A 24,325-nucleotide genomic window follows, 5' to 3' on the forward strand; every position below is an offset into this window, starting at 1 on the left:
GTTGGTTTACACCATCAAGCTGCACGTTTCCATACTAGTAATCGCAACAAGGTCTTCCTGCTTGAAAATGCTGATGCGTAGCCGGATCAACATTTGAGAAAGTGTGTGGAAAGTAGTGAACGTGCTGGAAATGCTGGTGATTTACGTTTGTTGTGTGCTGTGGGTGAATGTGCGGCACGATTGTTTTTGAAAACGTATGGTGTTCACAGCAATGAGTAGGATGGACAATCGGCGCCATCATGTGCGGTCTGCAGTGATGCATGATTTAAATCCCCTTTCCATAAACTTTATTACAATACTAAGCTATGAAAAATAGGGGGTACATGTTCTGATGCAAAGACCTATTTTAAAAGTGTGCAATTAAGCTGTCTTTAAAGTTTGAAAATACGAAAGCAATCAAAAACACAACGACGAAGAACAAATAAAAAACACCCTTATACATACCAACTCTCCCTTTAAAAATAACTAACGTCATTTTACAGGATTCGCCGGTTTTCTACAACAAAATCGATGTGAATCCAGCAAAAAAATTTCATGGCGAAAGAAGTCGTCTTTTGCGCTTTCCCGGGGAATATTTAAGAGGAATATTTCCTCTTCAAACGGGCAATTCTCACGTGCAGATTTTCCGTTTCTTTTTCTGATAAGGACGCCTCATCAGCAAGTAATTGTTCAGCTGTATGTAAAGCTTTCCCGAATTCCTTTTTCTTATGCTCAAAATATTTAGCAAGCTCTATCGCTGACGTGTACCTGCATTTTTGGTGCTGAGAATGAGATAGTTTCTCCCAAAGCGGGACTGCATCTTCTAGGCGGTTTTGTTTTTTGTACAGCATTGATAAATCTAAAAGGGCTCTGTCTTTATTTTCAAATGACTTTTCTTTAAGTCTTTCAAGCTGATTGACTGCTTGGCCCGTTTCCCTATGGGCCATAAACCATTTCGCCATTGCGTATGCTTCATCATACTCTTTTGGCATATCAGAAGCGGAAAGAATTTTCTTTGACATATGAATGTACAGTGAAATTAACGACAGCACATCCATCTCATTATGGTGCAGCACACCCTTTAAAAGATCCGGTTCCTGTGCCTTAATAAAATGAAAGTACAGCATTGGCGCCAAATAGCCCGGGGTGTCTTCTTTTCTGCGTACGCCGAGCTCTTCTTTTTCAACTGAGCCTAGCGACACGCGTTCCATTTTGTGCTTCCACAAACGCCTTGCTCCATGCAAGAGGTCAAAATGCCCGAATTCCGGGAGCTTCGGAACTCTGTCACGAATCAGTGTATGCCTTGTTTTTACCTGCGGCCAATCAAAAGCTTTTCCGTTGTAGGTAACAAGTGATGTAATATCAACCTCGCTTAAAAAGCTCTGATACAAGGCGACTTCATTCCCCGGTTTGGGCAGAAGATGCTGTTTGATTACCACTCGATCTTTATATACCCTTGCATGGCCGAGCAAAAAAATCGTATTGCCGGCTCCGCCGCCAAGACCTGTTGTTTCTGTATCAAAGAAAAACAGGCTGTTGTTTTCATATCCTTTTGCAGATAATGTATGCGAGAGGCTGCTTTTGTTCCATAACCCGATGACTTCATCCAGCTCGGAAAAACAGTAATGCCCGTGCCGATGGGAGAGCGGATATTCTACTTCCCTGATCAGACAGTATTCATCCTCAAAGAAGAAAGGCTTCACGCCATAAGCCTCCCACTCTTTAAGAAACGGTATATCAGAGCGAATGTCTGAAGTCCCATTCTCTTCTATCTTGTGTTCTGCTTCCTCCAGCACCATATGCTTTTTCATACGCTGGAGTTTTCCTTTTAACGACATGCCTAACCTCCTTTCCTTATGACATTTGGTCCAACAGCTGCAAAATTCGTTCCTTGGCTTTTATTCCTTCTATTTCAGTACCTATACAAGACGGACAGCCATCATGACAAGGACATTGTTTTATCAGCCGCTTAGCCGCTTCATTAATGTCAGCAAACCGTGTAAAAACTTCCTCTGCCAAGCCGATTCCGCCCGGATAATGGTCATACAAAAATACCGTTGGCAAACCGGTATGGGCAGCTTTGATTTGCGAAACGACATGGACATCATTTCGGTCACACATAATATACACAGGGACAATATGCTGCAAAACATTCGATATGCCGAGAAGCAGCTGTTCGAGTGTCTTTTCTCCAATGTCTTCATCAATTGTTTTGATTTCAAGCCAAGCCGCACTCGTGTGGAGTTCTTCTTCCGGTAAATGGATAGGTCCTGATCCGATATTTTCAAAAGTAGTCATCTTAATCTTTTTAAAAATAGTGGGCAATGCATTTACTGTAACATCGCCGTAATGTAGGGATGTACGGCTCCTCACTTTTGTTTTGTCAATTTCCAGCACCTTCAGCTGGACTGCCAGATTGGCATCCGTGTAATATTCCACATCAACTCTTCTGACATAAGCCTTTTTATGATCCCAATCAAGCTTTTCCACTTGGAATTGCACGCCTTCATGCAAATAAATCGCTTCATCATGAAGAAGCGTCATCGCACTAAACCGATCCATTTCACCGATGATTCTCACATTCGCAACATCCGTTTGATCGACAATGACAACATTTTCTTGTGAAGCCGAACGCAGACTGATATTGGAAGCAGGAAACGATTCGTTTGCCCAATGATAACGTTCTCCATTGCGGTGCAGGACACCTTCTTCCTGAAGGTACTCGAGGATATCACTGACGTCCAGCGGCCCAAACTCTTCATCGGCTTTAAAAGGAAGTTCATAAGAAGCGCATTTTAAGTGATCAACTAAAATAATTAGATTCTCTGGGTTGATTCTTGCCGATTCCGGCGAACGGTCAAAAAAGTATTCAGGATGGCGCACAATATACTGGTCAATCGGCGTTGAATTAGCCACCATGACAATCAAGGACTCACCGTGTCTTCTGCCGGCTCTTCCCGCCTGCTGCCACGCACTTGCCACACTTCCGGGATAACCGGTCATGATACAGACCTGCAGCTGACCGATATCAACCCCGAGCTCCAGCGCATTTGTGCTGACAACCCCAAGAATTTCGCCATCTCGCAGCCCTCTTTCGATTTCTCTTCGTTCTTTTGGAAGATATCCTCCCCGATAGCCTCTGATAGACTTTGCCCCGATCTCTTTTTTCACCAGTTCCTGAATATGGCTTAAAATAATTTCCACACGGACTCTGCTTCTGGCAAATACAATGGTCTGCACTTTGTTCTTCAGGAACTCTTTCGCCAGCTCGTTTACTTCTACTGTTGCGCTTTTTCTGATGTTAAGCGGCTGATTAACAATTGGCGGATTATAAAATACAAAGTGCTTCCGTCCGCTTGGCGCACCGTTGTCATCAACCAGCCTCATTGAGTTTCCGGTCAGCTGCTCTCCCAATTCCTTCGGATTCGCGATCGTTGCCGAGGTACAAATAAAGATCGGGTCACTTCCATAAAATCGGCAGATCCGTTTCAGCCGGCGGATTACATTTGCCACATGGCTTCCGAATACACCGCGATACGTGTGCAGCTCGTCTATCACAATATATTTAAGGTTTTCAAACAGACTCACCCATTTTGTATGATGCGGAAGAATTGCCGAGTGGAGCATATCAGGGTTTGTAATCACAATGTGCCCTGCTTTTCTGACTTTTTGTCTGATCGCCGGAGATGTATCTCCGTCATATGTAAAACTTTTAATATCAATGCCCATCTCATCAATGATTTCATTGAGCTCACTTTTTTGATCCTGGGCCAGCGCTTTAGTAGGAAATAAATATAACGCCCGGTTTGTATCGTCCTCAGCGATAGATTGCAGGACAGGCAGGTTGTAGCATAATGTTTTCCCGGATGCCGTAGGCGTTACAGTTACAATGCTTTCACCTTTTTGCACATATTGAAAAGCGGCATATTGGTGGGTATATAAGGCATCAATTCCCCTTTTGGAAAGGGCTGTTTTGAGTCTCTCATCTATACGTTCAGGCATCGGTCTTGTCCTTGCTTCACGAGGCTCAATTTCATGCCAGTTCACAACGTTTTCATTTCCTTTCAATTCAGAAATGAGTTCAGTCAGTGATTTCTTTTTCATTCTTTACACCTCTTTATCAAGTACAGTTTACCGAATATTTGTTTGCATGGCTAGGTGCAAATTTTATACAATCGGACAACAAAAAAGCAAGGCATCCGCCCTGCTTATTTCGCTCTTATTGTGAGCAGCTTTGTTTCGCCTTTGTGTGCAGCCTTTTCGCCTGCAGGCTCTATTGTTTCCACAGCTTCCCCATTCATAATGACGATTGGAATGACTGTGCTGCTCGCTTTTTCTTTTATTAACTCCAAATCACACGTGATGAGCGGGTCGCCGACCTTTACTTTGTCACCTTCTTTAATATGAGCGGTAAATCCTTCTCCATTCATATTTACGGTTTCTAATCCGACGTGAATTAACAGCTCGATTCCCGAACGTGTCCGGATGCCCACGGCGTGTTTTGTATGAAACAGCTGAATCACTTCACCTTCAGCAGGTGAAACAATTTCACCATTAGAGGGTTCAACTGCAATTCCTTCGCCCATCATTTTTTGTGAAAAAACAGGATCCGGCACATCTGTCAGATCCATTACCGTCCCGTCTGCCGGAGAATAGATGACCTCTTCCGTAATTTTTTCCTCTGATTTTCCCATTCCGAATAATTTTTTCAGCAATGTGTTATCTCCCTTCCAATTCATCAACCGTTATCCCTTCATTCACCACCTATTTAACCACACTTTCAATTTCGCTTCAATTTATAACAACATCCGGCACAAACGCATAGTCTGATAAAAAAAGGCGGTGGCTCATTTGGAATGTAAAGATGACAAAAAGAATGAATTGTCTAAGAAAGAAGAGATCATCAATCAAGCAATGGACCATCTGTTTCAGTCTTCTGCATTAGGAAATCTTTTACATGGTTTTCAAAACTTGATCGACTCTAGTTTTAAAGATGTACAGACAACGATAGACGTCAGAGAAAGTGATGACGGGCTGTATGTCGATATCACAATTCCAGCAACGTTTCGAGACGGCGAGATTCTCATCGACATTAAGTCCCGGTACCTCCATGTAACGCTTCAGGAAAAACAGAAGGAGCAAAACGCCTCCACATTAACAAGCATGACAAGAACCGTACAGCTGCCTTATGAGGTACATCAGGAAGAAATGGAAACGTCATGGAGTGAGCAGACAATGACGCTTTTCTTCCCAACAAATAAGCATGAATGATTTGATTCATTCATGCTTTTGTTATTTGAAAAAGCTGGTAAACCCCTTTATTAATGAGCCGACTTGATTCATGGCACTCATGACTTGGCCTGTCGTATCCATCATTTTATTAAAGTCAAACTGCCCGTTCGCTTTTTTGAATTGCGACATAATACTTTGAACCTGTGACGGCTGCTGCTGATTCGGTCTCGGAATAGGATAAGGATTAGGAAATACCGGCGGCTGCATAGGCATAGACTGAGGCGGATTATACGGCTGATAAAACTCCTGTTGTCCGTAATGCTGCGGAACGTACTGTTCAGAATGAACAGGCGCATTCTGCTGATAATATCCCTGCACTTGCTGAGGATAATAATAACCCAATTGCCGAGGATCGTTTTGAGGTCTCCTTTTCATTGCGATTTCCCCCCTAGACTCAACAGTTTCTCTCCTATATATGTATGAATCATTTCTTTTGTTTGTGTCTGATGCTATCAAGCGTGTTTGTCAAATTGTGTCGAAAGTTTAAATTTTTTAAAAACAGAAAAAAGTCGAATCATTATGATACCATATTTTCAATACAGATGAGAGGGGATGCACCATAATGAACGTACCATACTTAAGCAAACGTTTTGCAGAAATGAAGAAATATGAAACAGACTGTGTGAATAAACTGATGGACTTTGCCAAGTTCCTCTATATTCAAGGACACCTCAACGCAACTGAATTTCGTAACAGTATGAAGGTTCTGGAAGCAAATGGAGCAGAAAGCCCGGCATATGAGCTGAATTAATGTGGGCCCCCTATAATAAAAATGAAGACAGCCTTATTGGCTGTCTTCACTTGCAATTTCATCCCTCACTGTCTGCAATGTGTAAATGACTGATTCAGTGATGTCTTTGAATCGCTTTTTATGAATATGATGAACATATGATTGAAGAATCAATTCCAGGAAATTATCTTTTGCGGTCTCTATTTGCTCAGCATGCACGTATTTCGGGCGGTGAGACTTTATAAATTCAAGCGCCCCTTCCGCCCAGTGAGCTGCCAGGGCATCATTCTCCTCCACAGCAGGCTTTATCGTCTCAAAAAAATCGTACGAATGGTTATTTTCTTTCCCTTCCTGATATCGTGCAACACCTGTTTCAGCGGCTTCAATCATTTGCTCGGTAACTTTCAGCAATGTTTGTGGTTGCAACATCCTTCACCTCAAAGCTTATCGTACCAAATTTTGCTCATAAATTCAGCCGATACGGTATACCTTATCTACAGCATACCTCTCTTGAGGGGATCGGTACAGTTCGTTTATACATATATGAATATCCATGATTTCTTCTTCCAGAACACTCAAACGCTCGTCCTCCGTTTCACGCATTTCAGCCTCGAATACATCTATAGAACGGCCAAGGCTCTGTTCAGCACAGTTTATTTCAGTTTCTATATCAGAAAGCATTCGGAGAATATCTGTCTTGCTTACATAACCGGACATTTGTGTTCCTCCCTTTACTCTTCTCTCCCGGTTAAATTCTTTGCTCGTACGGCGCAATCCTTCCGCATGACAAAACTAGAAGCAAATCGCCAAACAAACAGGTATTCCACGAAAAGCTGAAGTTTTCGACAAAAAGACACGCAAAAATTGTATGATCCTCACGCTTAATGCACACGATACTTGTGAGGAGGTGCCGTATGAAATCTAGACCGAAAAAAGCCGGCCAGCAAAAAAAGACAGAATCAAAAGCAGTTGATTCTTTAGATAAAAAACTAGGCGGCCCGAACCGTCCTTCTACGTAAGAAGCAAGGAAATTCCTTGCTTCTTTTATTTCTTCAGCCAATGCTCCACCGCAAAGAGCGCATGCAGCTGACGTTTTTTGTTTACATACCAGTCAGTCAATTCTATCTGCCGCGGCAATGCCTCCCGCGCAAAGAGGCCTTTCTTTATCTTTCCATGAAACCAATCTGTTTTCTTTCCGTCTAATGAGTGAGTTAATTCAGGGTAGCATGTCCTTAGCATAGGAGATGTCCTTTTTGTGATTCCGATCATTTTTTCCATATCAAAACGGGAGCCTGTATGCGGCACTGTGTGCAAAAAGTCATAAAAAGAAGAAAACAGTTCCGGACTGAACAGCAATTGTGACAGCTGTTTTCCAAGCCTTATCCTTTCTTCGGTTTTAGAAAAACGCTTGGCCGAAATACCGTAAAGAATGCCGTCTGAAGAAGGAAAAATAACGGTGTTGAAATGAAACCAGTCACTTAAATAAAAAGGAATCGTGCCAAAAACGTTCTTTTTGAACGAAGGATTTTGTATAATAGGTGTTTGGATAGTGTTTTGTTCATTTATAATGAGAGCATACATGAGCCGCTCCGTGTTTCGTTCATGCCAAAAACGGGTCCACTCTTCTGTCATAAATTGTGATACGCCAAACAATTGCAGATAGTTGAACAGGGGCTTCCCGATTTTTACAGACCAGTGGTACAAAAGAAGCTGCGGATAGGCATCTGAAAAGATGAGCCAATTCGCTCTCTCGTAGGCCAAAAAGAACCACCTTTGCTGTGACTCACGCAGACCAAGCTGAAACAGACTGCCCTTTAAATCAGTCATTGACCAGCCGGCATTGCGTGAAACGAAGGAAGCTAAGAGCGACCATTTAATTTCCGGATGACGGTCATAGAATGCTTTATAAGCATTCGTTCTTGAAATATTATCGGCGTTTTTGACTGCCGTCTGCCGCTCAATCCGGCGAAGAAGCTTTCTGATGGCCTGTTGTTCTTGCACGTTCATTCACTTCCGTCACTAATAGTTTAATAAGGAGGATGAGAAAGTGATTCGGTATCCTAACGGAAAAACGTTTCAGCCGAAACATCCGGTTTCATCCCAAAACAGTCATAAAAGAGCGCTATCTTACAGTAATCGCGGGATGACCCTCGAAGATGACTTAAACGAAACGAATAAGTATTATCTGACAAACCAAATTGCCGTGATACACAAAAAGCCGACACCTGTTCAAATTGTAAATGTCCATTATCCAAAAAGAAGCGCTGCAGTCATAAAAGAAGCCTATTTTAAACAATCATCGACAACAGATTATAACGGAATTTATAAAGGGCGGTACATTGACTTTGAGGCGAAAGAGACAAAAAACAAAACCTCTTTCCCTCTGCAGAATTTCCATGACCATCAAATTGAGCATATGAAGCAGGTAACGGCTCAAGACGGTATTTGTTTTGTTATTATATCCGCTTTCGGCCAGGTTTATTTTTTAGAAGCCGATAGGCTGTTTTATTTCTGGGAAAGAAAAGAAAAAAACGGCAGAAAATCAATTCGAAAAGATGAGTTAGAGGAAGCAGCTTATCCGATTTCTCTTGGATACGCGCCAAGAATTGATTATATTAGTATTATTGAGCAGCTTTATTTTTCGCCATCATCTAGTGCGAAAGGTTGATTAACGAAAGGTTGAGATGTTATGTCAGATCAATTTAACAGCCGTGAAGCTCGACGTAAAGCGAACAGCAAGTCGAGCCCTTCACCGAAAAAAGGCAAGAAACGAAAAAAAGGCGGTTTGTTTAAAAAGACGCTATTCACTTTACTCATTCTGTTTATCCTGGGTGTAGTCGGCGGCGCCGTAACATTTGCCGTCATGGTTTCAGATGCGCCATCACTGGACGAAAACAAATTGAAGACGCCTTATTCTTCAACGATTTATGATAAAAATGGAAAAGAAGTCGCAGAAGTCGGTGCCGAAAAGCGTACCTACGTCTCGATAGATGAAATACCTGATGTCGTAAAAGAAGCCTTTATCGCGACAGAGGACGCACGTTTTTACGAACACCACGGGATTGACCCTGTCCGTATCGGAGGTGCCCTTGTCGCCAACTTTAAAGACGGCTTCGGAGCTGAAGGCGGGAGTACGATAACCCAGCAGGTCGTTAAGAACTCCCTTCTGTCCCATCAAAAGACGCTGAAACGGAAGGTACAGGAAGTGTGGCTTTCAATTCAGCTGGAGCGCAATTACTCTAAAGATGAAATTTTAGAAATGTATTTAAACCGAATTTATTTTTCTCCTAGAGCTTACGGAATCGGAAAAGCGGCGGAAGAATTTTTCGGCGTCACTGATTTAAGCAAATTGACAGTGGAACAGGCTGCGACACTTGCGGGTATGCCGCAAAGCCCGACAGCGTACAATCCGGTTAAAAACCCTGATAAAGCGGAAAAAAGACGGAACATTGTACTCAGCCTGATGAAAAAGCAAGGATTTATTTCTGATTCTCAATATACTAAAGCTAAAAAAGTTGCGATGAAAGATGAAGGCGTTGTTTCACAGAAGGAATATGAAAAAACAAATTCAAACAAATACAGCGCGTTTGTTGATGAAGTCATGAAAGAAATAGATGAAAAATCTGATGTCGATCCATCTGCTGACGGATTAAAGATCTATACAACACTGGATACAAAAGCACAAGACACTTTAGATGAATTAATGGATGGGGAGACTGTCGGATTTACTGAAGGAATGCAAGGCGGCGTTTCGCTTCTTGACACAAAAACTGGTGAAGTCCGGGCAATCGGTTCCGGAAGAAACTCAACAGTTGGGGGCTTCAACTATGCCACTCAAGCAAAAACTCAGCCTGGTTCTACGATAAAACCAATCCTAGACTACGGACCAGTTATTGAAAATAAAAAATGGTCCACCTACGAGCAAATTGATGACTCAGCTTACACATATTCAGATGGAACACCTATCCGAGACTTTGACCGCTCATATAAAGGACCAATGTCTATGCGTGAAGCACTGGCACAATCTCGTAATATCCCGGCTTTAAAAGCATTCCAAGCAGTCGGAAAAGACACTGCAGTGGATTTTGCTAACGGATTGGGACTCGGTTTAAATAAGGAAAAAGTGTATGAATCGTATTCTATCGGAGGATTCGGAGATGACAACCCGGGTGTCTCTTCTCTGACAATGGCAGGAGCATACAGCGCATTTGGAAATAACGGAACGTATAATGAACCGCATTTTGTGAAGTCTATTGAATTTAACGATGGAACAAAGCTTGACTTAACACCGAAATCTAAGTCAGCAATGAGCGATTATACAGCCTTTATGATTACAGATATGCTGAAAACAGCTGTTAAGACAGGTACCGGACAGCTTGCACAAGTACCTGGAGTCGAGGTAGCCGGTAAAACAGGAACAACAAACTTTAATGAAGATACAATACAAAAGTACAATATCGCTCCTGGCGGTGTGCCTGATTCCTGGTTTGTCGGGTATACACCTCAGTACACTGCTGCTGTATGGACAGGTGTAGATTCACAAAACAAGTTAGGGAAAAAATCTTTAAATAAAACGGAACAGCAAGTCGCAAAACGTCTATTTGCACAGCTCATCGCCCAAGTCGATGACGGAAGCGGATCATTTGAGAAACCTGACAGCGTAGTGGAAGCGACTGTGGAAAAAGGCTCTAATCCGGCAAAACTGGCAGGGCCGAATACACCAAGCGATAAAAAGGTCACAGAGTACTTTGTAAAAGGTACATCCCCTTCTACTGTTTCTAAAACATATGAGAAAGAAGAGAAAGAAGAAACAGCAAAACTGTCTGGTTTAAGTGTGAAATATGATAAAGATAATCAATCATTGACATTAAGCTGGAAGTACGACGGAGATGCGACCTTTGCTGTTAAGCAATCTGTTGATGGCGGCAGCTACTCTGAAGTTCAAAACAGCTCTGCAAAAGAAGCAGTCATTTCGGGCGTGCAGCCAGGCTCTGTATACAAATTCGAAGTGACAGCCGTCAGTGATGATGGCGAAAGTTCAGCGTCGACATCCTATGAAGTGCCAAAAGCCGAAGAGGATGAAGATAAGGAAGACCAGCAGCAAACGGATGATGAAAATAAAGATGATGAGAAGACTCAGGATGACACACAAACTGATGATTCTCAAACAGATGACAGTCAGACAGATCAAGATCAGACAGATGATTCAACAAACGATCAAGACAAAAAACAAGACAACACGAACACCAATCCGTCCGACAACAGCAACCAAGACCAATCTAACGATAACAGCAACAATAACAACGGCCGCAAAGAAGAGGACGCGTCAGATGGTGACTCAACGGATGATTCTTCAGGGTCTAATACAGATAAAAACAAAACAAATACTTCTGGTAATACACAAACGAATTCATCATCAACTGAAAAAACGAATTAAAGACAAAGCCATCACCCTTTAAAAGGTGGTGGCTTTTTTCTGCACAAAAAAACCTCCTTTTTAGGGGAGGTTTTATCGTTTCATCGCGTGATGCTTATAGAAATGCTTCTTCATTTCTGTAAAAAGTTCATCTAGCTGGATAAAGCAATGATATTGGGTCGGCTTCAGCAAAATGAACTCCACTCGTTCAGCCCAATTAATCGGCTTAGCCGGAAATGATTTCTTTGTCAGTTCTGACCAATTCAGCGATATCACCCGCTCACCCGCTGTCCAATGAAATGAAGCCAGTAAACATACAATACCTTTAAGCATGTCGTTTTGATCGCATCTGGACTTTCTTGTTTGAAATACAGGGAGAAGTGATTCTTTTGTTTCTTCCCACACTTGAAATAGATACGGAACGTACTTGCCGCTGTTTTCCCATGGCAATATGTCCTGCGTGGTCTCGCAGAAGTCAAAATACAAAGGATTAATCCTTAATGGTTCCTTGATATCAGTGAAGTCAATGTGTCCTAGACTGCGCAAATATTGCTCATAAGAAGCTAACAATTCATTCGCTGCCGTCATCGTTTCACCAGCCCTTTTTTATCTCTCTTCTGCCCTTCTCTGCACAGAGAAAGCAATGGACATTCCGCACAGCGCGGCGATTGTGCCTTACAGTGGTATCTTCCGAAGAATATGAGACGATGATGGGTAACGGACCAATCATCTTTAGGAACCTTGCGCATCAGTGTCTTTTCGACTTCCAGCACCGAATCCTTCCACCGGCAGATTCCCAGACGCTTGCTGACCCTCTCGACGTGTGTATCCACTGCAATGGCCGGTACGCCAAAGGCAACAGATACGACAACATTGGCGGTCTTCCGGCCAACTCCTGGGAGTTTCACAAGCTCATCACGGTCCTTCGGTACTTCTCCGCCATAATCTTCAATAATCATTTTACTCAGTTTTTGAATATTTTTTGCTTTATTACGGTACAGACCGATTGATTTGATATCCTGCTGAAGCTCTTCCAGAGAAACAGATAAATAGTCTTCCGGCCGTTTATATTTTTGAAATAATGTTTTGGTCACCCTGTTTACAAGTGCGTCTGTACATTGCGCAGATAAAGCGACTGCCACCACTAATTCAAAGGGATTGGAATGAACAAGTTCACACTCCGCGTGGGGAAACATGTCGCCTATCTTCTCTAAACAGAATTCAATTTGTTTTAGATTTAACACGATTGTCACCTTTTCACTTTATTGTTCAAGCCAATTGTAAAAAGGAACCTGCCTCTTATACTCTTTTTGCGGTTCATTCTGTTTTGTTTGAACACGCCGGAATTTTTGACTGTGGATTTTGGCCTGCTCCACTGTTTTCAACCCGTTTTTCTTCCATTCAAACAAAATCCGGTCAATGTAGCGGAAGCTGAGTTTTCCTGATAATACAGCCTCTTTTAAAGCGTGTTTAATCAGCTGTGCATCATGCTGATCCTGATCCTGCCAAATGGCCAGCGTTTCACACTCTAAAGGAGATAACGGTCTTGCAAACTCTTCTTCAAAAATCGTATAAAGGCTTTTTTGTTCCCCTTCTGCTTTTCTTTCTTGTGTTTGATTCTGGGCAAGCTCTATATACTCATAGAGCTTGCCCCATAAAGGCTGGAGTGAATATTTCTCAAACTTGATGCCGTTTTGGTCTTCGCCTTCCTCAATAAACAGAAAACCCTTTTGGATAAACATACGCAATCTGTTTGTGCATTCTTCAACAGAAATCGTCATGCCTTCCTGCAGTTCATGCGGTGTAGGAAAATAAGATCCCTTTTCTAAATGCATTTTGATTTTCAACAGCAGAATCAGTTCTGTTTCGTTAAGTCCAAGCTGTTTATAGTGGGTCAGCAAAAGATTGGGGATCGTTGACATCCCCATCTCCTGCATATCAATAAATTGCTGTTTTTTCATCGTTACACCTCTTACTGTAAAGGATAGTGTTTTCCCCTTTACTGTAAAAAGTCTCCCTTGCAGGAGACTCTTTTTTCTTGTTTCATTTAAATGTATTACGGATACAGACGGTTCAACAGTCTTGGGAACGGAATTGTTTCACGTACGTGAGGCGCTCCGCTGATCCAAGCTACTGTACGCTCTAACCCTAGGCCGAATCCGGAATGTGGAACTGATCCATATTTTCTAAGTTCAGCATACCATTTATATGCGTCAGAATCCAGTCCATGTTCTTTAAGGCGCGCTTCCAATAGTTCCATATCGTGAATCCGTTCAGAACCGCCGATGATTTCTCCGTAGCCTTCAGGCGCGATCAGATCTGCGCAAAGCACTACATCTTCGCGGTCAGATGCCGGCTGCATATAGAACGGTTTTAAAGACGTCGGATAGCGAGTGATGAAAACCGGTTTGTCATAGTGCTCGGCAATCGCTGTTTCATGAGGCGCTCCAAAATCGTCTCCCCACTCGATATCGTCAAAGCCTTTTTCTTTCAGAAAATCAACCGCTTCGTCATACGTAATTCTTGGGAACGGCGCTTTGATTTGCTCAAGTTTTGACGTGTCTCTTCCTAGTGTGTTTAATTCAATTTTGCAATTCTTAAGAACCGATTGCACGATGAATGAAACGTAATTTTCCTGTACCTGAAGGTTTTCTTCAAATTCAACAAACGCCATTTCCGGTTCGATCATCCAGAATTCGATTAAGTGGCGTTTTGTTTTAGACTTTTCTGCTCTGAACGTCGGTCCGAAGGAGAATACTTTTCCTAATGCCATCGCCGCAGCTTCCATGTACAGCTGTCCGCTTTGAGAAAGGTAAGCATCTTCATCGAAGTATTTTGTCGCAAAGAGCTCAGTTGTTCCTTCAGGCGCGCTTCCAGTCAAAATCGGCGGATCTACTTTTACGAAGCCTTCGTTATTAAAGAATTCGTAAGTCGCGCGAATGATTTCATTGCGGATTTTCATGATCGCATGCTGGCGCTTTGAACGAAGCCATAAGTGTCTGTGATCCATCAAAAATTCCGTACCGTGTTCCTTTGGCGTAATTGGATAATCAGTCGCTTCGTGAATGACTTCAATATCTGTGACAGCTAATTCATAACCAAGCGGAGAACGCTCGTCCTCTTTGACAATTCCTTTTATATAGAGTGACGTTTCCTGCGTCACAGATTTAGCCGTTTGGAAAATGCTCTCTTCAACCTCCGCTTTTACAACGACACCTTGAATAAAACCTGTACCGTCTCTCAGCTGTAAAAACGCGATTTTCCCGCTTGAACGCTTATTAGCGATCCAAGCTCCGATCGTTACTTCCTCACCTACGTGCTTGTACACTTGGTTGATTGTTGTTTTCAAAATATTTCCCTCCAAAACAAGAAGACATTCGGAAGCTTTTGCCCCGCGAACTCTTTTATCATCACTTTATTATACCCGGTCTTAACTGACCGGGTCAATGCAGATAAAAAGCGGCTTTTTGTCAGCCGCTTTCTGATCCGTTAGCTATGTTTTTCTACAAATCGTTTGATTCGTTGCACCGCTTTTTCCAGAAGGTCTAATGATGTCGCGTAGGACAACCGGACATTATCAGGAGAGCCGAATCCGGAGCCTGGAACTATCGCGACTTTTTCTTCTTCAAGAAGCGCCTTGACAAATTCATCTACATCTTTGAAACCGCAAGTTTGAGCTGCTTTTTTTGCATTCGGAAATAAGTAAAAAGCACCTTCCGGCTTCACGCAGCTGAAGCCCGGGATTTCAACGAGCTGATCATAAATCGTGTTTAATCTATGCTCAAATGCTTTTCTCATCTCCTCCATTGGCTCAGAAGGTCCGTTGTATGCGGCAATCGCTCCGTATTGCGCGATGGATGTCGGATTTGACGTGCTGTGGCTTGCAAGGTTTGTCATCGCTTTGATGATCTCTTCTGCTCCAGCCGCATAACCGATTCTCCAGCCTGTCATGCTGTGTGATTTTGATACGCCGTTGATGACGATCGTTTGCTCTTTCAAACGGTCAGACAGCTGTGCGATGGAAACGTGTTTTTTTCCGCCGTATGTAAGTTTTTCATAAATTTCGTCAGATACTATCAGGATGTCATGATCAAGGCACACTTCGCCAAGCGCGGCCAGCTCTTCTTCTGTATACATAACGCCAGTCGGATTGCTTGGTGAATTAATAACGATTGCTTTTGTTTTTTCTGTAATCGCTTTTTTCAGCTGCTCAGGAGAAATTTTAAAGTGATTTTCCTCAAGCCCTTCCACATAAACAGGCTGACCTCCAGCGAGTTTCACCTGTTCCGGATAGCTTACCCAGTAAGGCGTTGGGATAATCACTTCGTCTCCTTCATCCAAAATCACTTGGAAAAGGGTATACAGTGCATGTTTGGCACCAGTACAGACAATCAATTGAGACGGTTTGTATTCAATATTCTGGTCACGTTTAAATTTCTCTGCAATGCTGTTTTTTAATTCAGCCAAACCGCCTGAAGGCGTGTATTTCGTATGTCCTTCGTTCATTGAGCGTACAGCTGCATCAATAATGTGCTGCGGTGTATTGAAGTCGGGTTCGCCCGCTCCAAGGCCGATGACATCATGGCCTGCCGCTTTCAGTTCTTTCGCTTTCGCTGTAATGGCCAGTGTGGTAGACGGTGTTAATGCGGATACTCTTTTTGCCAGTTTCAACTTGAACTCCCCCTAATTCGTCTTAAGGCGTGATATTTTTGAGAATCTTTCCAGTTGTAAAGTCCACATAACTTAAACTGTATTGTCCTTCTTTGTCTAAGTACGTTACTTCCCAAAGCAGGACGTTCCCTTCTCTTGCCAGGTGAATCTCTTTTTGCTTTGAAACCAGCCCTTCATCTTGTATGATTTTCGCCGCTTTGTCCTCGGTGATTCCCTCTTTTGCTTCTTTTGAGAGAATTTTTGCTTTTTTATCTTCAGGAACCCATACATATAATTTGATGCCTTTTTTGTCGGTTCCCTTTACGATATAATACTTTTCTTTTCCGACAAATGTTTCGACTTGATCAACGCTGGTGAGGTCGGTTTCTTTTTTCGCTTCAGCAGCTGCTGCTTCGTGCCCCTTTTCCTTTTGTGCCATGGCTGATTTATAAATGTTTGCCGAGACAAGAAGTACTGCTAAAAAAATAATACCAAATATGGCGGTAAATATTAATGCTTTTTTTCTCATCTTCTCACCTACGTACGATAAATGGTAAAAACGGCTTGGTTTTTGTTTTCTTCATCAAGCGCAAGACCGAACATCAGATTATCTCTTTTCAGTGTCCGATTCAGCGTGTCTACAATTTTATAAAGGTCATCCGAATGCTCTACATTAATAGTTGAAAGAATTTCGATTTTGCTTTCCATTTTTTCATCCTCCAAATTGAACAAATATTGTTAGTCATACTCCTTTTCAGGACGCGCCATACTAGTACCACAAAGCGGAAAAACCCGCTTTTACAAATAAAACACGTCCTACTCCCACACCGGAAAGCCGCTTTATGCGGCTTTTATTCACTTTTTCCGGCAACATAAGCTTCAATCTCACTGTCAGTCACTTCAGATATTGCTGTTGTCGGCAGAGCATCAAGGAACAGGCGCCCGTAGCCAGCGGTTTTGACCCGTCTGTCTAATATGACAATCGTTCCTTTGTCTCCGGCTGTCCGGAGCAAGCGCCCAATTCCTTGTCTGAACGTCAGCACCGCTTCCGGCAGTGAGACCGTTTGAAACGGATTGCGCCCTTTCTTCCTCGCCAGCTCACATTTTGCAGCGTGCAGCGGATGATCCGGAGCCCGGAAAGGAAGTCTCACGATGATCACTGTCGTCAGTTCATCGCCAGGGAAATCAACGCCTTCCCAAAAATGATTCGTTCCAAGCAAAATGGCCTGATTGGCTGTTTTGAACGTTTTCATCAGTTTTCCGGGACTGCCGCCGGTTATGCCCTGAGCCAAAAGCTGTATGCCTGAAACACTCATGGCGAGCTTGAGTTCCTGATGCACTTTTTTCAGCATGTCATGAGACGTAAACAGCACAAGGATTTTCGGCTGTTTTTCTTTTGCCATCAGTTCGATATAACGTGCGGTATCCTGTATAAATTCAGTCTGCCCCGTATCTTGGATCGATTTTATTTCTTTTGGAATCATTACCTGCATCCGCTCATCATAAGAAAAAGGCGACGCGATCCTCATTGTGCGGGGGAAAAAGTCACTTAACCCCAAACGCTCAATGATAAAATGAAACGAATTTTCTATCGTTAGGGTTGCAGATGTAAGAACGACACTGTTTTTCCGGGCGAAAAACTGATCAGCAAGAAGCTCGCCCGGTTCCAGCGGCTGCGCATATATAGCTACTGCATTCTTCGCACCTTTAGCATCTATCTCAATCCAAACCGCTTCATTGTCATCTGAGCCAAAGAACAGCTGATTTAGAGTCTGGCAGTACTCCCCCAAATCATTCATGCTTCTATTATATTCATCGGCCAAAAAAGCATTTTTGCTTTTCATAGCCGTCAGATGTTCTTCCATCAAAGCTGTCTGGGTCTCAAAAAGCTGCTGCAAATGCGCCAGCATAGAACAGAGCCTTTCCGCTCCATCTGTTAAAATAGGCCATCCTTTATCGTGACTTTTTTTGTTCACGTTAAAGACAAGACGGTTTAAGTCTTCTTTAGGTTTTCTTCGTTTGACAAAAGAATGCACAGAGCTGAAAAACGCATCACTTTCCGCCTGAATATGCTGAATCCACTCCTCCACTTCGAAAAATGAATCCACCGGCAGGCTGTGACGCTGAAAAAGCTGTCTCATTTTTTTCAGAAGCCCCTGCTCTTTAAGCGTTCCGATTCTGCTCAATTTTGTATGCAGTTCTATGTAAGTTGCTCTTTTTCCTAAATGTTCGCTTGCAGCACGTTCAAAATGGTGTGCTTCATCAATTACAAAAGTCCCGCTATCCGGAAGTCTTTTTTTCCGGCTTGCCTCATCGGTTAGCAGAAGAGAATGATTCGTAATCACCAGATCAGACCGCATGGCACTTTGTTTGGCCCGTTCATAAAAACCAATCACTTGATCCCTCTGATGTCGTTTATAAGAATGATCATCATATGCCAATCTGTCCCACAGCAGTTTTCCGCCTGACGGCAAATTCAGTTCTGCTACATCTCCCGTGTTTGTCTCTGTCAGCCAAACAAGAAGCTGGGCTTTTGTCAAAACGGCATCATAGTTATCATCTTCCTCATGAAGCACCTGCTCAAACTTATAAAGACACAGATAATGCGATTGCCCTTTTAAAATAGCCGCAGTCACCGAAAAAGGGAACATATCTTTAACGATCGGCAAATCCTTCGTCAAAATCTGCTGCTGAAGAAGGGTTGAATACGTGCTGATGACGACCGGCTTTTTTGACTTTTTAGCAAAAAGCGCAGCCGGAATCAGGTAGCCGATCGTTTTTCCGATTCCCGGAGCAGCTTCAATCAGCGCGTGTTCACGATTGGCAAAGGCATCAGCCACTTCTTTCATCATCAGCATTTGGCCTTCTCTTTTTTCGTACTGGGGCATGAACTCAGAGAGCGCTTTTTCATTTCCTGCTGCCCAATTTTCCATCTCAAATAGAAATTCTTCATCTTCTTTGCGACGTTCAATCACAGGTTCAGGTTCTCTGACAGAAAAAGATGAAAAACGCGTAAAGCCTGGCATATCTGTATGTCTGTTTTCATAAATGAACATATCTAACAAATGCGTCAGATCACTGATAAAATGCTGTGACAGCCTTCTTAACTGCTTTAATGTCGGATAAGGAAGCCGCCTTAGCTTTTCAAGAATTTCCAAAAAAATAAGTCCTGTGACTTCAGCGTCGCTGTCAGCTCGATGCGGCTGATCATGCCGCAGCTGAAGCTCTTCGCTTAATTCAGTCAGCTTATATCCCTCAAATCCCGGAAATGCGATACGGGAGAGCTCAACAGTATCCAGCACTTCACAATCTGGGAGCTGGAAACCCGCTTTATGTAACTCATGCTTCACAAACCCGAGGTCAAAATGGATATTGTGGGCGACAAAGTAAGCGCCGTCAAGCAAATGAAACACTTCTTCAGCCACTGCTTTAAACGGCGGCTGATTTTCTACCATTTGATTCGTGATTCCCGTAAGCTGTTCAATAAAAACCGGAATGGATTTATTTGGATTAATATATTTTGAAAACCGCTCAGTAATTTGTCCATTTTCAATTACAACCGCTGCAATTTGAATGATTTTATCGCCCTTTTTTGGCGAATTCCCTGTTGTTTCTACATCTATAACAACGAACCGTTGCTTTTTCATTAAAATGGACACCTCAATTCTTGCATACGACAAAAGTGTAACACGTTTTGTACGGAAATGGAGCGGCAAAACCGTTTTACGCTGAAAATCTTAAACGAAAACCCCCGATAAAGGGGGCGGTATATCTACAAAATAGTGCTGGCAGGTTCTTGTCCAAGCATTTGTTCAATTTTGTTTTGGTCATTCAAAACGGCAACTTTCGGCTGATGGTTTGCCGCTTCTTGATCAGACATCATTTTGTAGGAAATAATAATAACCTTATCGCCTTCCTGTACAAGGCGTGCGGCAGCTCCGTTTAAACAGATGACTCCGCTTCCGCGCTGACCGGGAATAATGTACGTTTCCAGGCGTGCTCCATTGTTATTATTCACAATTTGCACTTTTTCATTAGGAAGCATTCCTACCGCATCAATCAGATCTTCATCAATTGTAATGCTGCCCACATAGTTAAGATTTGCTTCTGTAACCGTTGCCCTATGAAGCTTTCCGCTCATCATCGTGCGATACATCATTATATTCTCTCCATTTCTTGAATATCAATAATGATATTGTCTATTAAACGCGCTTTTGAAAATGCAACTGCTACAGCCAGAATAATCTTTCCTTCGAGCTTGTTCACAGGCTCAAGTTCCGGATAAGAATATAGCTCAACATAATCAATTCTGCCGCTTGTCGTTTCAATGATGTCTTTTGCAGCATTGATGACCGCTTCAGGATTTCTCTCACCTGCTCTGATCAGCTCGGCACTCGTCTGAAGGGCTTTGTAAAGCTTAGGTGCTTCTCTTCTTTCCTCCGCCGTTAAATACACATTCCGGGAGCTTTTGGCTAACCCGTCTTCCTCTCTGACCGTATCTACAGCAACCAGTTCAATATCCATGAAGAAATCACTGATTAAACCATCAACAACTGCCACCTGCTGCGCATCCTTTAAACCAAAATAAGCGCGTGTCGGTTTAACAAGATTGAACAGCTTCGTCAGCACGATGGCAACTCCGTCAAAGTGTCCTTCCCTTGAACGCCCGCATAAAACCTCTGTACGTCTCTCAACATGTATCGTTACATTTTTTTCACCGGGATACATGTCACTGGCATCAGGAGTGAAAAGAATATCAACGCCGGCATTTTCCGCAAGAGCGGCATCACGTTCGAGATCGCGCGGATACGCTTCAAAATCCTCCCCGGGACCGAATTGCGTCGGATTTACAAAAATACTCATAACGACGGCGTCATTTTCTTGTCTGGCTTTGTCTGCCAAAGTTAAATGCCCTTCATGAAGAAATCCCATCGTCGGAACAAATCCGATTGTTTTGCCTTCTGACTGATATTGTGTAATGATTTCTTTCAGCTGTGAGATATCTGTAATCTGCTTCATCTTATTTTCCTCCGTACAAGCCTTCCAGGACTGTCTGATTCATCTGAAAGGAATGCTTTTGTTCAGGGAAAGCACGATATCTTACATCATGGACATATCCACTGATTGCTGTTTCTATAGTGCCGTCAATTTGCGTATATTGTTTCACAAATTTAGGTGTTCTAACAACACCATGGCCGATAACATCGTGATAAACAAGAACCTGTCCGTCCGCTTTTACACCAGCTCCGATTCCAATGACAGGAATAGATAATGTTTCTGCGATTTTTGCCGTGAGTTCTGCAGGCACACATTCAAGCACAAGCATCATGGCCCCCGCTTCCTCACATTTTATACTGTCTTCTATTAATTTCTTGGCGCTATGTTCATCTTTGCCCTGTACTTTATATCCGCCTAATACACCGACTGATTGCGGTGTCAGCCCTAAATGACTGACAACAGGAATGCCACCGAGCGTCAAGGCGCGGATGGATTCAAACACCCCTTCACCGCCTTCCAGCTTCAGCGCGTCGGCTCCGCTTTCCTGAACGATAGCTGCGGCATTTTTCAGCGTATCCTCTTTAGACAAGTGGTAGGACATAAACGGCATGTCGGTTACGATAAATGTATTTGGCGCACCTCTTTTGACCGCTTTCGTGTGATGGATCATATCCGCAACTGTCACGCCGACAGTTGAATCAAGGCCTAGCACGACCATTCCTAGTGAATCGCCGACTAAAATCATATCCACTCCCGCTTGTTCAGCAAGCTTAGCTGCCGGATAATCGTAAGCCGTCAGCATGACAATCGGTTCTTCATTCTCTTTCATTTTTAAGAAATCAAGTTTTGTTTTCACTTTTTCTCCTCCTCATTTTTAGAGGAGATGAGCTGCCGTATCTTATCCAAGCCAAAAAAACCTTCCGCTACACGAGAAGGATTCTTCACTTTCTAAAGTTCGGCGAGTTTCATCCCTCTGTCCCAGTCCTTTTTGGATCAAGGCAGACTGCTGCAATGTCTATCTATTTTTTATGAATAGGTGCAGTTCGCAGGCGATACTGCCCAATGGAAGTATATCAAAATCAACAGGCTTGTACCAACTACAATGAACCCATTTCGATATCTGCCGAATAGATTTTTTTTATGCCTTCCTTTGTTTCTAAAAGAAGAACACCCTCTTCGTCTATTCCTAAAGCTTTCCCATAAAATGTTCCGTTTAGCGTTCTTGCTCTTAATTCACTGCCGATACCCAGCGCATAGCTTTCCCACAGTAGTTTAATCGGCGTGAAACCATGCGCTAAATAATCTCGGTACCGTTTTTCAAAAGATAGCAAAATATGCTGCATGACGCTGGCCCGATCTATTTTTTCACCGGCTGCCTGACTAAGGCTCGTTGCGGTTTCCTTTAGCTCCTCGGGAAAATCATCGGCCTCTTGATTAACGTTTATGCCTGTTCCGATAATGACTGAACGGACGCGGTCTTCTTCCGCCTGCATTTCAGTTAAGATGCCGACTGCTTTTTTTCCGTGAATTAATATGTCATTAGGCCATTTAATATCCGTTTGGAGACCTGTTGCCTCCTCTATTCCTTGCACAACAGCTACCGCAGCAAGAAGCGTAAGCTGAGGTGTTTTTTGAAGCGGAATGTCTGGACGCAAAATCAGGCTCATCCAGATGCCTGTTCCTTCTTGAGAATGCCACACCCTTGACATACGCCCTCTGCCGGCTGTTTGTTTATCTGCGACAACGAGAGTGCCCTCCGGCGCGTTATCATTAGCAAGCTCATGAGCCTTTTTTTGAGTGGATGAAAGGACGTCATGATAAAAAAGATGCTGGCCCATCACTTCTGTTTTCAGCCCAAACCGAATTTCACTTTCACTGAGTTTTCCAGGCTTTTTGATAAGCCGATACCCTTTTCTTCTGACAGCCTCCACTTCATAGCCTTCTTTGCGAAGCTCCTCAATATGCTTCCATACAGCTGTTCTCGAGCATCCGAGAGCATCACTGATTTTTTGGCCGGAAATAAACTCGCTTCCGGCCTGAGAAAATAATTCAATAAGATCGTTTCTTAAGGTTGATCGCATGTCTTCAGCCACTCCTCTATGTGTTCCTTCTGATTGGAGAGCTTTCCCGTTACAACAGCCTGCTCTATCCGCTGTAATTCTTCAGACACCCATTTTCCAGCGGGCTGGTTTCGCAGTGCAAGTAAATCCCGCCCTGTGATGGCAAGATCCTTCAGACTTTTGATGGGCAGGCTTTGATAAGCTTCTCTAACTTCCTTCAGTCTCTCGCCGTTCAGCTGCTTGGTTTGCCGGAGCATTGATATTTTGACGGCGGATAAAAGCGCTTTTTCACCAGCCTTGTACATGGACATAGCGTCAAGGCTCTGGCCAAACGTATCGGCAATGTGAGCGGCTTCCTTCATCACTTTTCCAGGGAGCTTCCAGGCTTTCAAGAAAAGCATCGCTTCTTTCAAGTCTATCTGAAGATCAAGTAGAAGCGCTGCCCAAAGCTCCTCACGAGAAGTGAGAAGAGAAAACGGAAACTCGCTCGCCGTCAGCAGGTTCTCCCGTTTGTGATAAAAACCCGGCAGTTCTTCATAAAGCCCCGTATGTACAAGCATTTGAATGGCCTCTTGGGACGCTTTTCCCAGTAAAAGCTTCTCGAACTCTATTGTTTTCCGTTCGACTGATACATGAGAAAGAAGTGTTTTCTCTTTTATGATCGCTTCTTCTGTTTCTTTCGAAAGCGTAAATCCGAGCTGGCTCATAAATCGCACCGCTCTCAGCATGCGAAGCGCATCTTCCTGAAAGCGGTCCTCCGGTTTTCCAACCGTTCGAATCAGCTGCTGATCAATGTCTTTCTTGCCGCCAAAATAATCAAGAACTTGACCGTCAGCTGTCATGGCCATCGCATTAATCGTCAAATCCCTGCGTTTCAAATCCTCTTCTAATGAAGTGATGAAGTGCACTTCTGACGGTCTTCTGTAATCTTCATAATCTGATTCAGTCCGGAATGTAGTGACTTCATAGGTATCATCTTCCCAGAGCACGATAATGGTCCCGTGCTCTTTGCCGACATCAACTGTCCGCTTAAAAAGCCGTTCTACTTGGTCCGGTGCCGCATCTGTCGCAATATCGACATCTCCAATATTTCGTTTCATATAGCTGTCACGAACTGCGCCTCCGACAAAGTAAGCTTGGTGACCTGCTTCAATTAATGTGCGGAGCACGGGAAGTGCTTTGATAAAAATTTGTTCCATG

Annotated in this window: 27 protein-coding genes; 5 read left to right on the plus strand and 22 right to left on the minus strand. The window is 43.2% G+C overall.

The window, feature by feature from the left end; translation table 11 throughout:
- Nucleotides 1–34 precede the first annotated feature (34 nt).
- From cotD to P3L57_RS11115, 5 genes are all read right to left on the minus strand, one after another.
- Entirely contained in the window at nucleotides 35–262 is a 228-nt protein-coding gene (gene cotD, locus P3L57_RS11095; RefSeq protein WP_081638329.1) for a spore coat protein CotD, read from the minus strand.
- Between the two features lie 84 nt (nucleotides 263–346).
- Nucleotides 347–475 carry a hypothetical protein gene (locus tag P3L57_RS11100; protein WP_003230707.1) on the minus strand — a complete coding sequence of 43 codons (129 nt, stop codon included), beginning with the start codon at nucleotides 473–475 and terminating at the stop codon, nucleotides 347–349.
- Between the two features lie 100 nt (nucleotides 476–575).
- Nucleotides 576–1,817: a ribonuclease H-like domain-containing protein gene (locus P3L57_RS11105; RefSeq protein ID WP_069487324.1), complete on the minus strand. Its 1,242-nt coding sequence runs from the start codon at nucleotides 1,815–1,817 to the stop codon at nucleotides 576–578.
- 16 nt (nucleotides 1,818–1,833) lie between these two features.
- Nucleotides 1,834–4,083 (minus strand): ATP-dependent helicase MrfA, encoded by a 2,250-nt coding sequence (gene mrfA, locus P3L57_RS11110; RefSeq protein WP_059293716.1) that lies wholly within the window; start codon nucleotides 4,081–4,083, stop codon nucleotides 1,834–1,836.
- Between the two features lie 104 nt (nucleotides 4,084–4,187).
- Nucleotides 4,188–4,694 (minus strand): PTS sugar transporter subunit IIA, encoded by a 507-nt coding sequence (locus P3L57_RS11115; RefSeq protein WP_044155315.1) that lies wholly within the window; start codon nucleotides 4,692–4,694, stop codon nucleotides 4,188–4,190.
- 136 nt (nucleotides 4,695–4,830) lie between these two features.
- Here P3L57_RS11115 and P3L57_RS11120 point away from each other — a divergent pair, with 136 nt between their 5' ends.
- Entirely contained in the window at nucleotides 4,831–5,250 is a 420-nt protein-coding gene (locus tag P3L57_RS11120) for an Hsp20/alpha crystallin family protein (protein ID WP_059352454.1), read from the plus strand.
- Between the two features lie 21 nt (nucleotides 5,251–5,271).
- On the opposite strand, the gene P3L57_RS11125 is transcribed toward P3L57_RS11120, so the two are convergent.
- A complete protein-coding gene (locus tag P3L57_RS11125; RefSeq protein ID WP_044155301.1) occupies nucleotides 5,272–5,646 on the minus strand; it encodes a YppG family protein in 375 nt (124 codons plus the stop codon).
- Between the two features lie 187 nt (nucleotides 5,647–5,833).
- On the opposite strand from P3L57_RS11125, the gene P3L57_RS11130 reads away from it, so the two are divergent.
- Nucleotides 5,834–6,022 (plus strand): YppF family protein, encoded by a 189-nt coding sequence (locus P3L57_RS11130; protein ID WP_044155293.1) that lies wholly within the window; start codon nucleotides 5,834–5,836, stop codon nucleotides 6,020–6,022.
- Nucleotides 6,023–6,055: 33 nt separating this feature from the next.
- Here the strand turns inward: P3L57_RS11130 and P3L57_RS11135 are convergent, their stop codons facing one another.
- Both P3L57_RS11135 and P3L57_RS11140 read right to left on the minus strand, forming a co-directional pair.
- Nucleotides 6,056–6,427 carry a YppE family protein gene (locus P3L57_RS11135; protein WP_095532968.1) on the minus strand — a complete coding sequence of 124 codons (372 nt, stop codon included), beginning with the start codon at nucleotides 6,425–6,427 and terminating at the stop codon, nucleotides 6,056–6,058.
- A gap of 45 nt (nucleotides 6,428–6,472) precedes the next feature.
- Nucleotides 6,473–6,718 (minus strand): DUF5446 family protein, encoded by a 246-nt coding sequence (locus tag P3L57_RS11140; protein ID WP_069487322.1) that lies wholly within the window; start codon nucleotides 6,716–6,718, stop codon nucleotides 6,473–6,475.
- A 197-nt stretch (nucleotides 6,719–6,915) separates the two neighbouring features.
- On the opposite strand from P3L57_RS11140, the gene sspM reads away from it, so the two are divergent.
- Complete coding sequence (gene sspM, locus P3L57_RS11145) at nucleotides 6,916–7,020, plus strand: acid-soluble spore protein SspM (protein WP_010334703.1); 105 nt, start codon at nucleotides 6,916–6,918, stop codon at nucleotides 7,018–7,020.
- Between the two features lie 25 nt (nucleotides 7,021–7,045).
- Here sspM and P3L57_RS11150 read toward each other — a convergent pair whose 3' ends face one another.
- A complete protein-coding gene (locus tag P3L57_RS11150) occupies nucleotides 7,046–8,008 on the minus strand; it encodes a DUF2515 domain-containing protein (protein WP_069487321.1) in 963 nt (320 codons plus the stop codon).
- Between the two features lie 40 nt (nucleotides 8,009–8,048).
- On the opposite strand from P3L57_RS11150, the gene recU reads away from it, so the two are divergent.
- Nucleotides 8,049–8,669, plus strand: a complete 621-nt coding sequence (recU, locus tag P3L57_RS11155) for a Holliday junction resolvase RecU (protein WP_069487320.1) — start codon at nucleotides 8,049–8,051, stop codon at nucleotides 8,667–8,669.
- A 21-nt stretch (nucleotides 8,670–8,690) separates the two neighbouring features.
- Nucleotides 8,691–11,438, plus strand: coding sequence for a PBP1A family penicillin-binding protein (locus P3L57_RS11160; protein ID WP_069487319.1), 2,748 nt, complete (start codon nucleotides 8,691–8,693; stop codon nucleotides 11,436–11,438).
- A gap of 72 nt (nucleotides 11,439–11,510) precedes the next feature.
- Here P3L57_RS11160 and P3L57_RS11165 read toward each other — a convergent pair whose 3' ends face one another.
- From P3L57_RS11165 to P3L57_RS11225, 13 genes are all read right to left on the minus strand, one after another.
- Nucleotides 11,511–12,005 (minus strand): YpoC family protein, encoded by a 495-nt coding sequence (locus tag P3L57_RS11165; protein ID WP_059352451.1) that lies wholly within the window; start codon nucleotides 12,003–12,005, stop codon nucleotides 11,511–11,513.
- Nucleotides 12,002–12,661 carry an endonuclease III gene (nth, locus tag P3L57_RS11170; RefSeq protein WP_059293710.1) on the minus strand — a complete coding sequence of 220 codons (660 nt, stop codon included), beginning with the start codon at nucleotides 12,659–12,661 and terminating at the stop codon, nucleotides 12,002–12,004. The genes P3L57_RS11165 and nth overlap by 4 nt, the downstream gene beginning before the upstream one ends.
- Before the next feature lie 18 nt (nucleotides 12,662–12,679).
- On the minus strand, nucleotides 12,680–13,378 hold the full coding sequence (dnaD, locus tag P3L57_RS11175; RefSeq protein ID WP_044155229.1) for a DNA replication protein DnaD: 699 nt from the start codon (nucleotides 13,376–13,378) through the stop codon (nucleotides 12,680–12,682).
- 95 nt (nucleotides 13,379–13,473) lie between these two features.
- On the minus strand, nucleotides 13,474–14,766 hold the full coding sequence (asnS, locus tag P3L57_RS11180) for an asparagine--tRNA ligase (protein WP_044155223.1): 1,293 nt from the start codon (nucleotides 14,764–14,766) through the stop codon (nucleotides 13,474–13,476).
- A 140-nt stretch (nucleotides 14,767–14,906) separates the two neighbouring features.
- Nucleotides 14,907–16,088, minus strand: a complete 1,182-nt coding sequence (gene aspB, locus P3L57_RS11185; RefSeq protein ID WP_044155214.1) for an aspartate transaminase AspB — start codon at nucleotides 16,086–16,088, stop codon at nucleotides 14,907–14,909.
- A 22-nt stretch (nucleotides 16,089–16,110) separates the two neighbouring features.
- The gene (gene tseB, locus P3L57_RS11190) at nucleotides 16,111–16,596 is read right to left on the minus strand and encodes a cell wall elongation/penicillin-binding protein regulator TseB (protein ID WP_044155205.1); all 486 of its coding nucleotides are present in this window, start codon (nucleotides 16,594–16,596) and stop codon (nucleotides 16,111–16,113) included.
- Nucleotides 16,597–16,604: 8 nt separating this feature from the next.
- On the minus strand, nucleotides 16,605–16,775 hold the full coding sequence (locus tag P3L57_RS11195) for a YpmA family protein (RefSeq protein ID WP_003225588.1): 171 nt from the start codon (nucleotides 16,773–16,775) through the stop codon (nucleotides 16,605–16,607).
- Nucleotides 16,776–16,918: 143 nt separating this feature from the next.
- The gene (gene dinG / locus P3L57_RS11200; RefSeq protein ID WP_069487318.1) at nucleotides 16,919–19,714 is read right to left on the minus strand and encodes an ATP-dependent DNA helicase DinG; all 2,796 of its coding nucleotides are present in this window, start codon (nucleotides 19,712–19,714) and stop codon (nucleotides 16,919–16,921) included.
- Between the two features lie 125 nt (nucleotides 19,715–19,839).
- On the minus strand, nucleotides 19,840–20,223 hold the full coding sequence (gene panD, locus P3L57_RS11205; protein WP_044156733.1) for an aspartate 1-decarboxylase: 384 nt from the start codon (nucleotides 20,221–20,223) through the stop codon (nucleotides 19,840–19,842).
- Between the two features lie 2 nt (nucleotides 20,224–20,225).
- Complete coding sequence (gene panC / locus P3L57_RS11210) at nucleotides 20,226–21,086, minus strand: pantoate--beta-alanine ligase (protein WP_069487317.1); 861 nt, start codon at nucleotides 21,084–21,086, stop codon at nucleotides 20,226–20,228.
- Between the two features lies 1 nt (nucleotide 21,087).
- Nucleotides 21,088–21,921: a 3-methyl-2-oxobutanoate hydroxymethyltransferase gene (gene panB / locus P3L57_RS11215; RefSeq protein WP_069487316.1), complete on the minus strand. Its 834-nt coding sequence runs from the start codon at nucleotides 21,919–21,921 to the stop codon at nucleotides 21,088–21,090.
- Between the two features lie 241 nt (nucleotides 21,922–22,162).
- Nucleotides 22,163–23,146 (minus strand): biotin--[acetyl-CoA-carboxylase] ligase, encoded by a 984-nt coding sequence (locus P3L57_RS11220; protein WP_059293705.1) that lies wholly within the window; start codon nucleotides 23,144–23,146, stop codon nucleotides 22,163–22,165.
- Nucleotides 23,131–24,324 (minus strand): CCA tRNA nucleotidyltransferase, encoded by a 1,194-nt coding sequence (locus tag P3L57_RS11225; protein WP_059352447.1) that lies wholly within the window; start codon nucleotides 24,322–24,324, stop codon nucleotides 23,131–23,133. The genes P3L57_RS11220 and P3L57_RS11225 overlap by 16 nt, the downstream gene beginning before the upstream one ends.
- Nucleotide 24,325: the final 1 nt, after the last annotated feature.

The sequence above is a fragment of the Bacillus sp. B28 genome (genome assembly GCF_029536185.1).
Classification (GTDB): domain Bacteria; phylum Bacillota; class Bacilli; order Bacillales; family Bacillaceae; genus Bacillus; species Bacillus halotolerans.

Excerpts from the sequence above, each read along its gene's own strand:
- cotD (WP_081638329.1), bottom strand. The coding sequence starts at position 262 with ATGCATCACTGCAGACCGCACATGATGGCGCCGATTGTCCATCCTACT.
- P3L57_RS11100 (WP_003230707.1), bottom strand. The coding sequence starts at position 475 with ATGACGTTAGTTATTTTTAAAGGGAGAGTTGGTATGTATAAGGGTGTT.
- P3L57_RS11105 (WP_069487324.1), bottom strand. The coding sequence starts at position 1,817 with ATGTCGTTAAAAGGAAAACTCCAGCGTATGAAAAAGCATATGGTGCTG.
- mrfA (WP_059293716.1), bottom strand. The coding sequence starts at position 4,083 with ATGAAAAAGAAATCACTGACTGAACTCATTTCTGAATTGAAAGGAAAT.
- P3L57_RS11125 (WP_044155301.1), bottom strand. The coding sequence starts at position 5,646 with ATGAAAAGGAGACCTCAAAACGATCCTCGGCAATTGGGTTATTATTAT.
- P3L57_RS11130 (WP_044155293.1), top strand. The coding sequence starts at position 5,834 with ATGAACGTACCATACTTAAGCAAACGTTTTGCAGAAATGAAGAAATAT.
- P3L57_RS11140 (WP_069487322.1), bottom strand. The coding sequence starts at position 6,718 with ATGTCCGGTTATGTAAGCAAGACAGATATTCTCCGAATGCTTTCTGAT.
- sspM (WP_010334703.1), top strand. The coding sequence starts at position 6,916 with ATGAAATCTAGACCGAAAAAAGCCGGCCAGCAAAAAAAGACAGAATCA.
- P3L57_RS11150 (WP_069487321.1), bottom strand. The coding sequence starts at position 8,008 with ATGAACGTGCAAGAACAACAGGCCATCAGAAAGCTTCTTCGCCGGATT.
- P3L57_RS11160 (WP_069487319.1), top strand. The coding sequence starts at position 8,691 with ATGTCAGATCAATTTAACAGCCGTGAAGCTCGACGTAAAGCGAACAGC.
- P3L57_RS11165 (WP_059352451.1), bottom strand. The coding sequence starts at position 12,005 with ATGACGGCAGCGAATGAATTGTTAGCTTCTTATGAGCAATATTTGCGC.
- dnaD (WP_044155229.1), bottom strand. The coding sequence starts at position 13,378 with ATGAAAAAACAGCAATTTATTGATATGCAGGAGATGGGGATGTCAACG.
- tseB (WP_044155205.1), bottom strand. The coding sequence starts at position 16,596 with ATGAGAAAAAAAGCATTAATATTTACCGCCATATTTGGTATTATTTTT.
- P3L57_RS11195 (WP_003225588.1), bottom strand. The coding sequence starts at position 16,775 with ATGGAAAGCAAAATCGAAATTCTTTCAACTATTAATGTAGAGCATTCG.
- dinG (WP_069487318.1), bottom strand. The coding sequence starts at position 19,714 with ATGAAAAAGCAACGGTTCGTTGTTATAGATGTAGAAACAACAGGGAAT.
- panD (WP_044156733.1), bottom strand. The coding sequence starts at position 20,223 with ATGTATCGCACGATGATGAGCGGAAAGCTTCATAGGGCAACGGTTACA.
- panC (WP_069487317.1), bottom strand. The coding sequence starts at position 21,086 with ATGAAGCAGATTACAGATATCTCACAGCTGAAAGAAATCATTACACAA.
- P3L57_RS11220 (WP_059293705.1), bottom strand. The coding sequence starts at position 23,146 with ATGCGATCAACCTTAAGAAACGATCTTATTGAATTATTTTCTCAGGCC.
- P3L57_RS11225 (WP_059352447.1), bottom strand. The coding sequence starts at position 24,324 with ATGGAACAAATTTTTATCAAAGCACTTCCCGTGCTCCGCACATTAATT.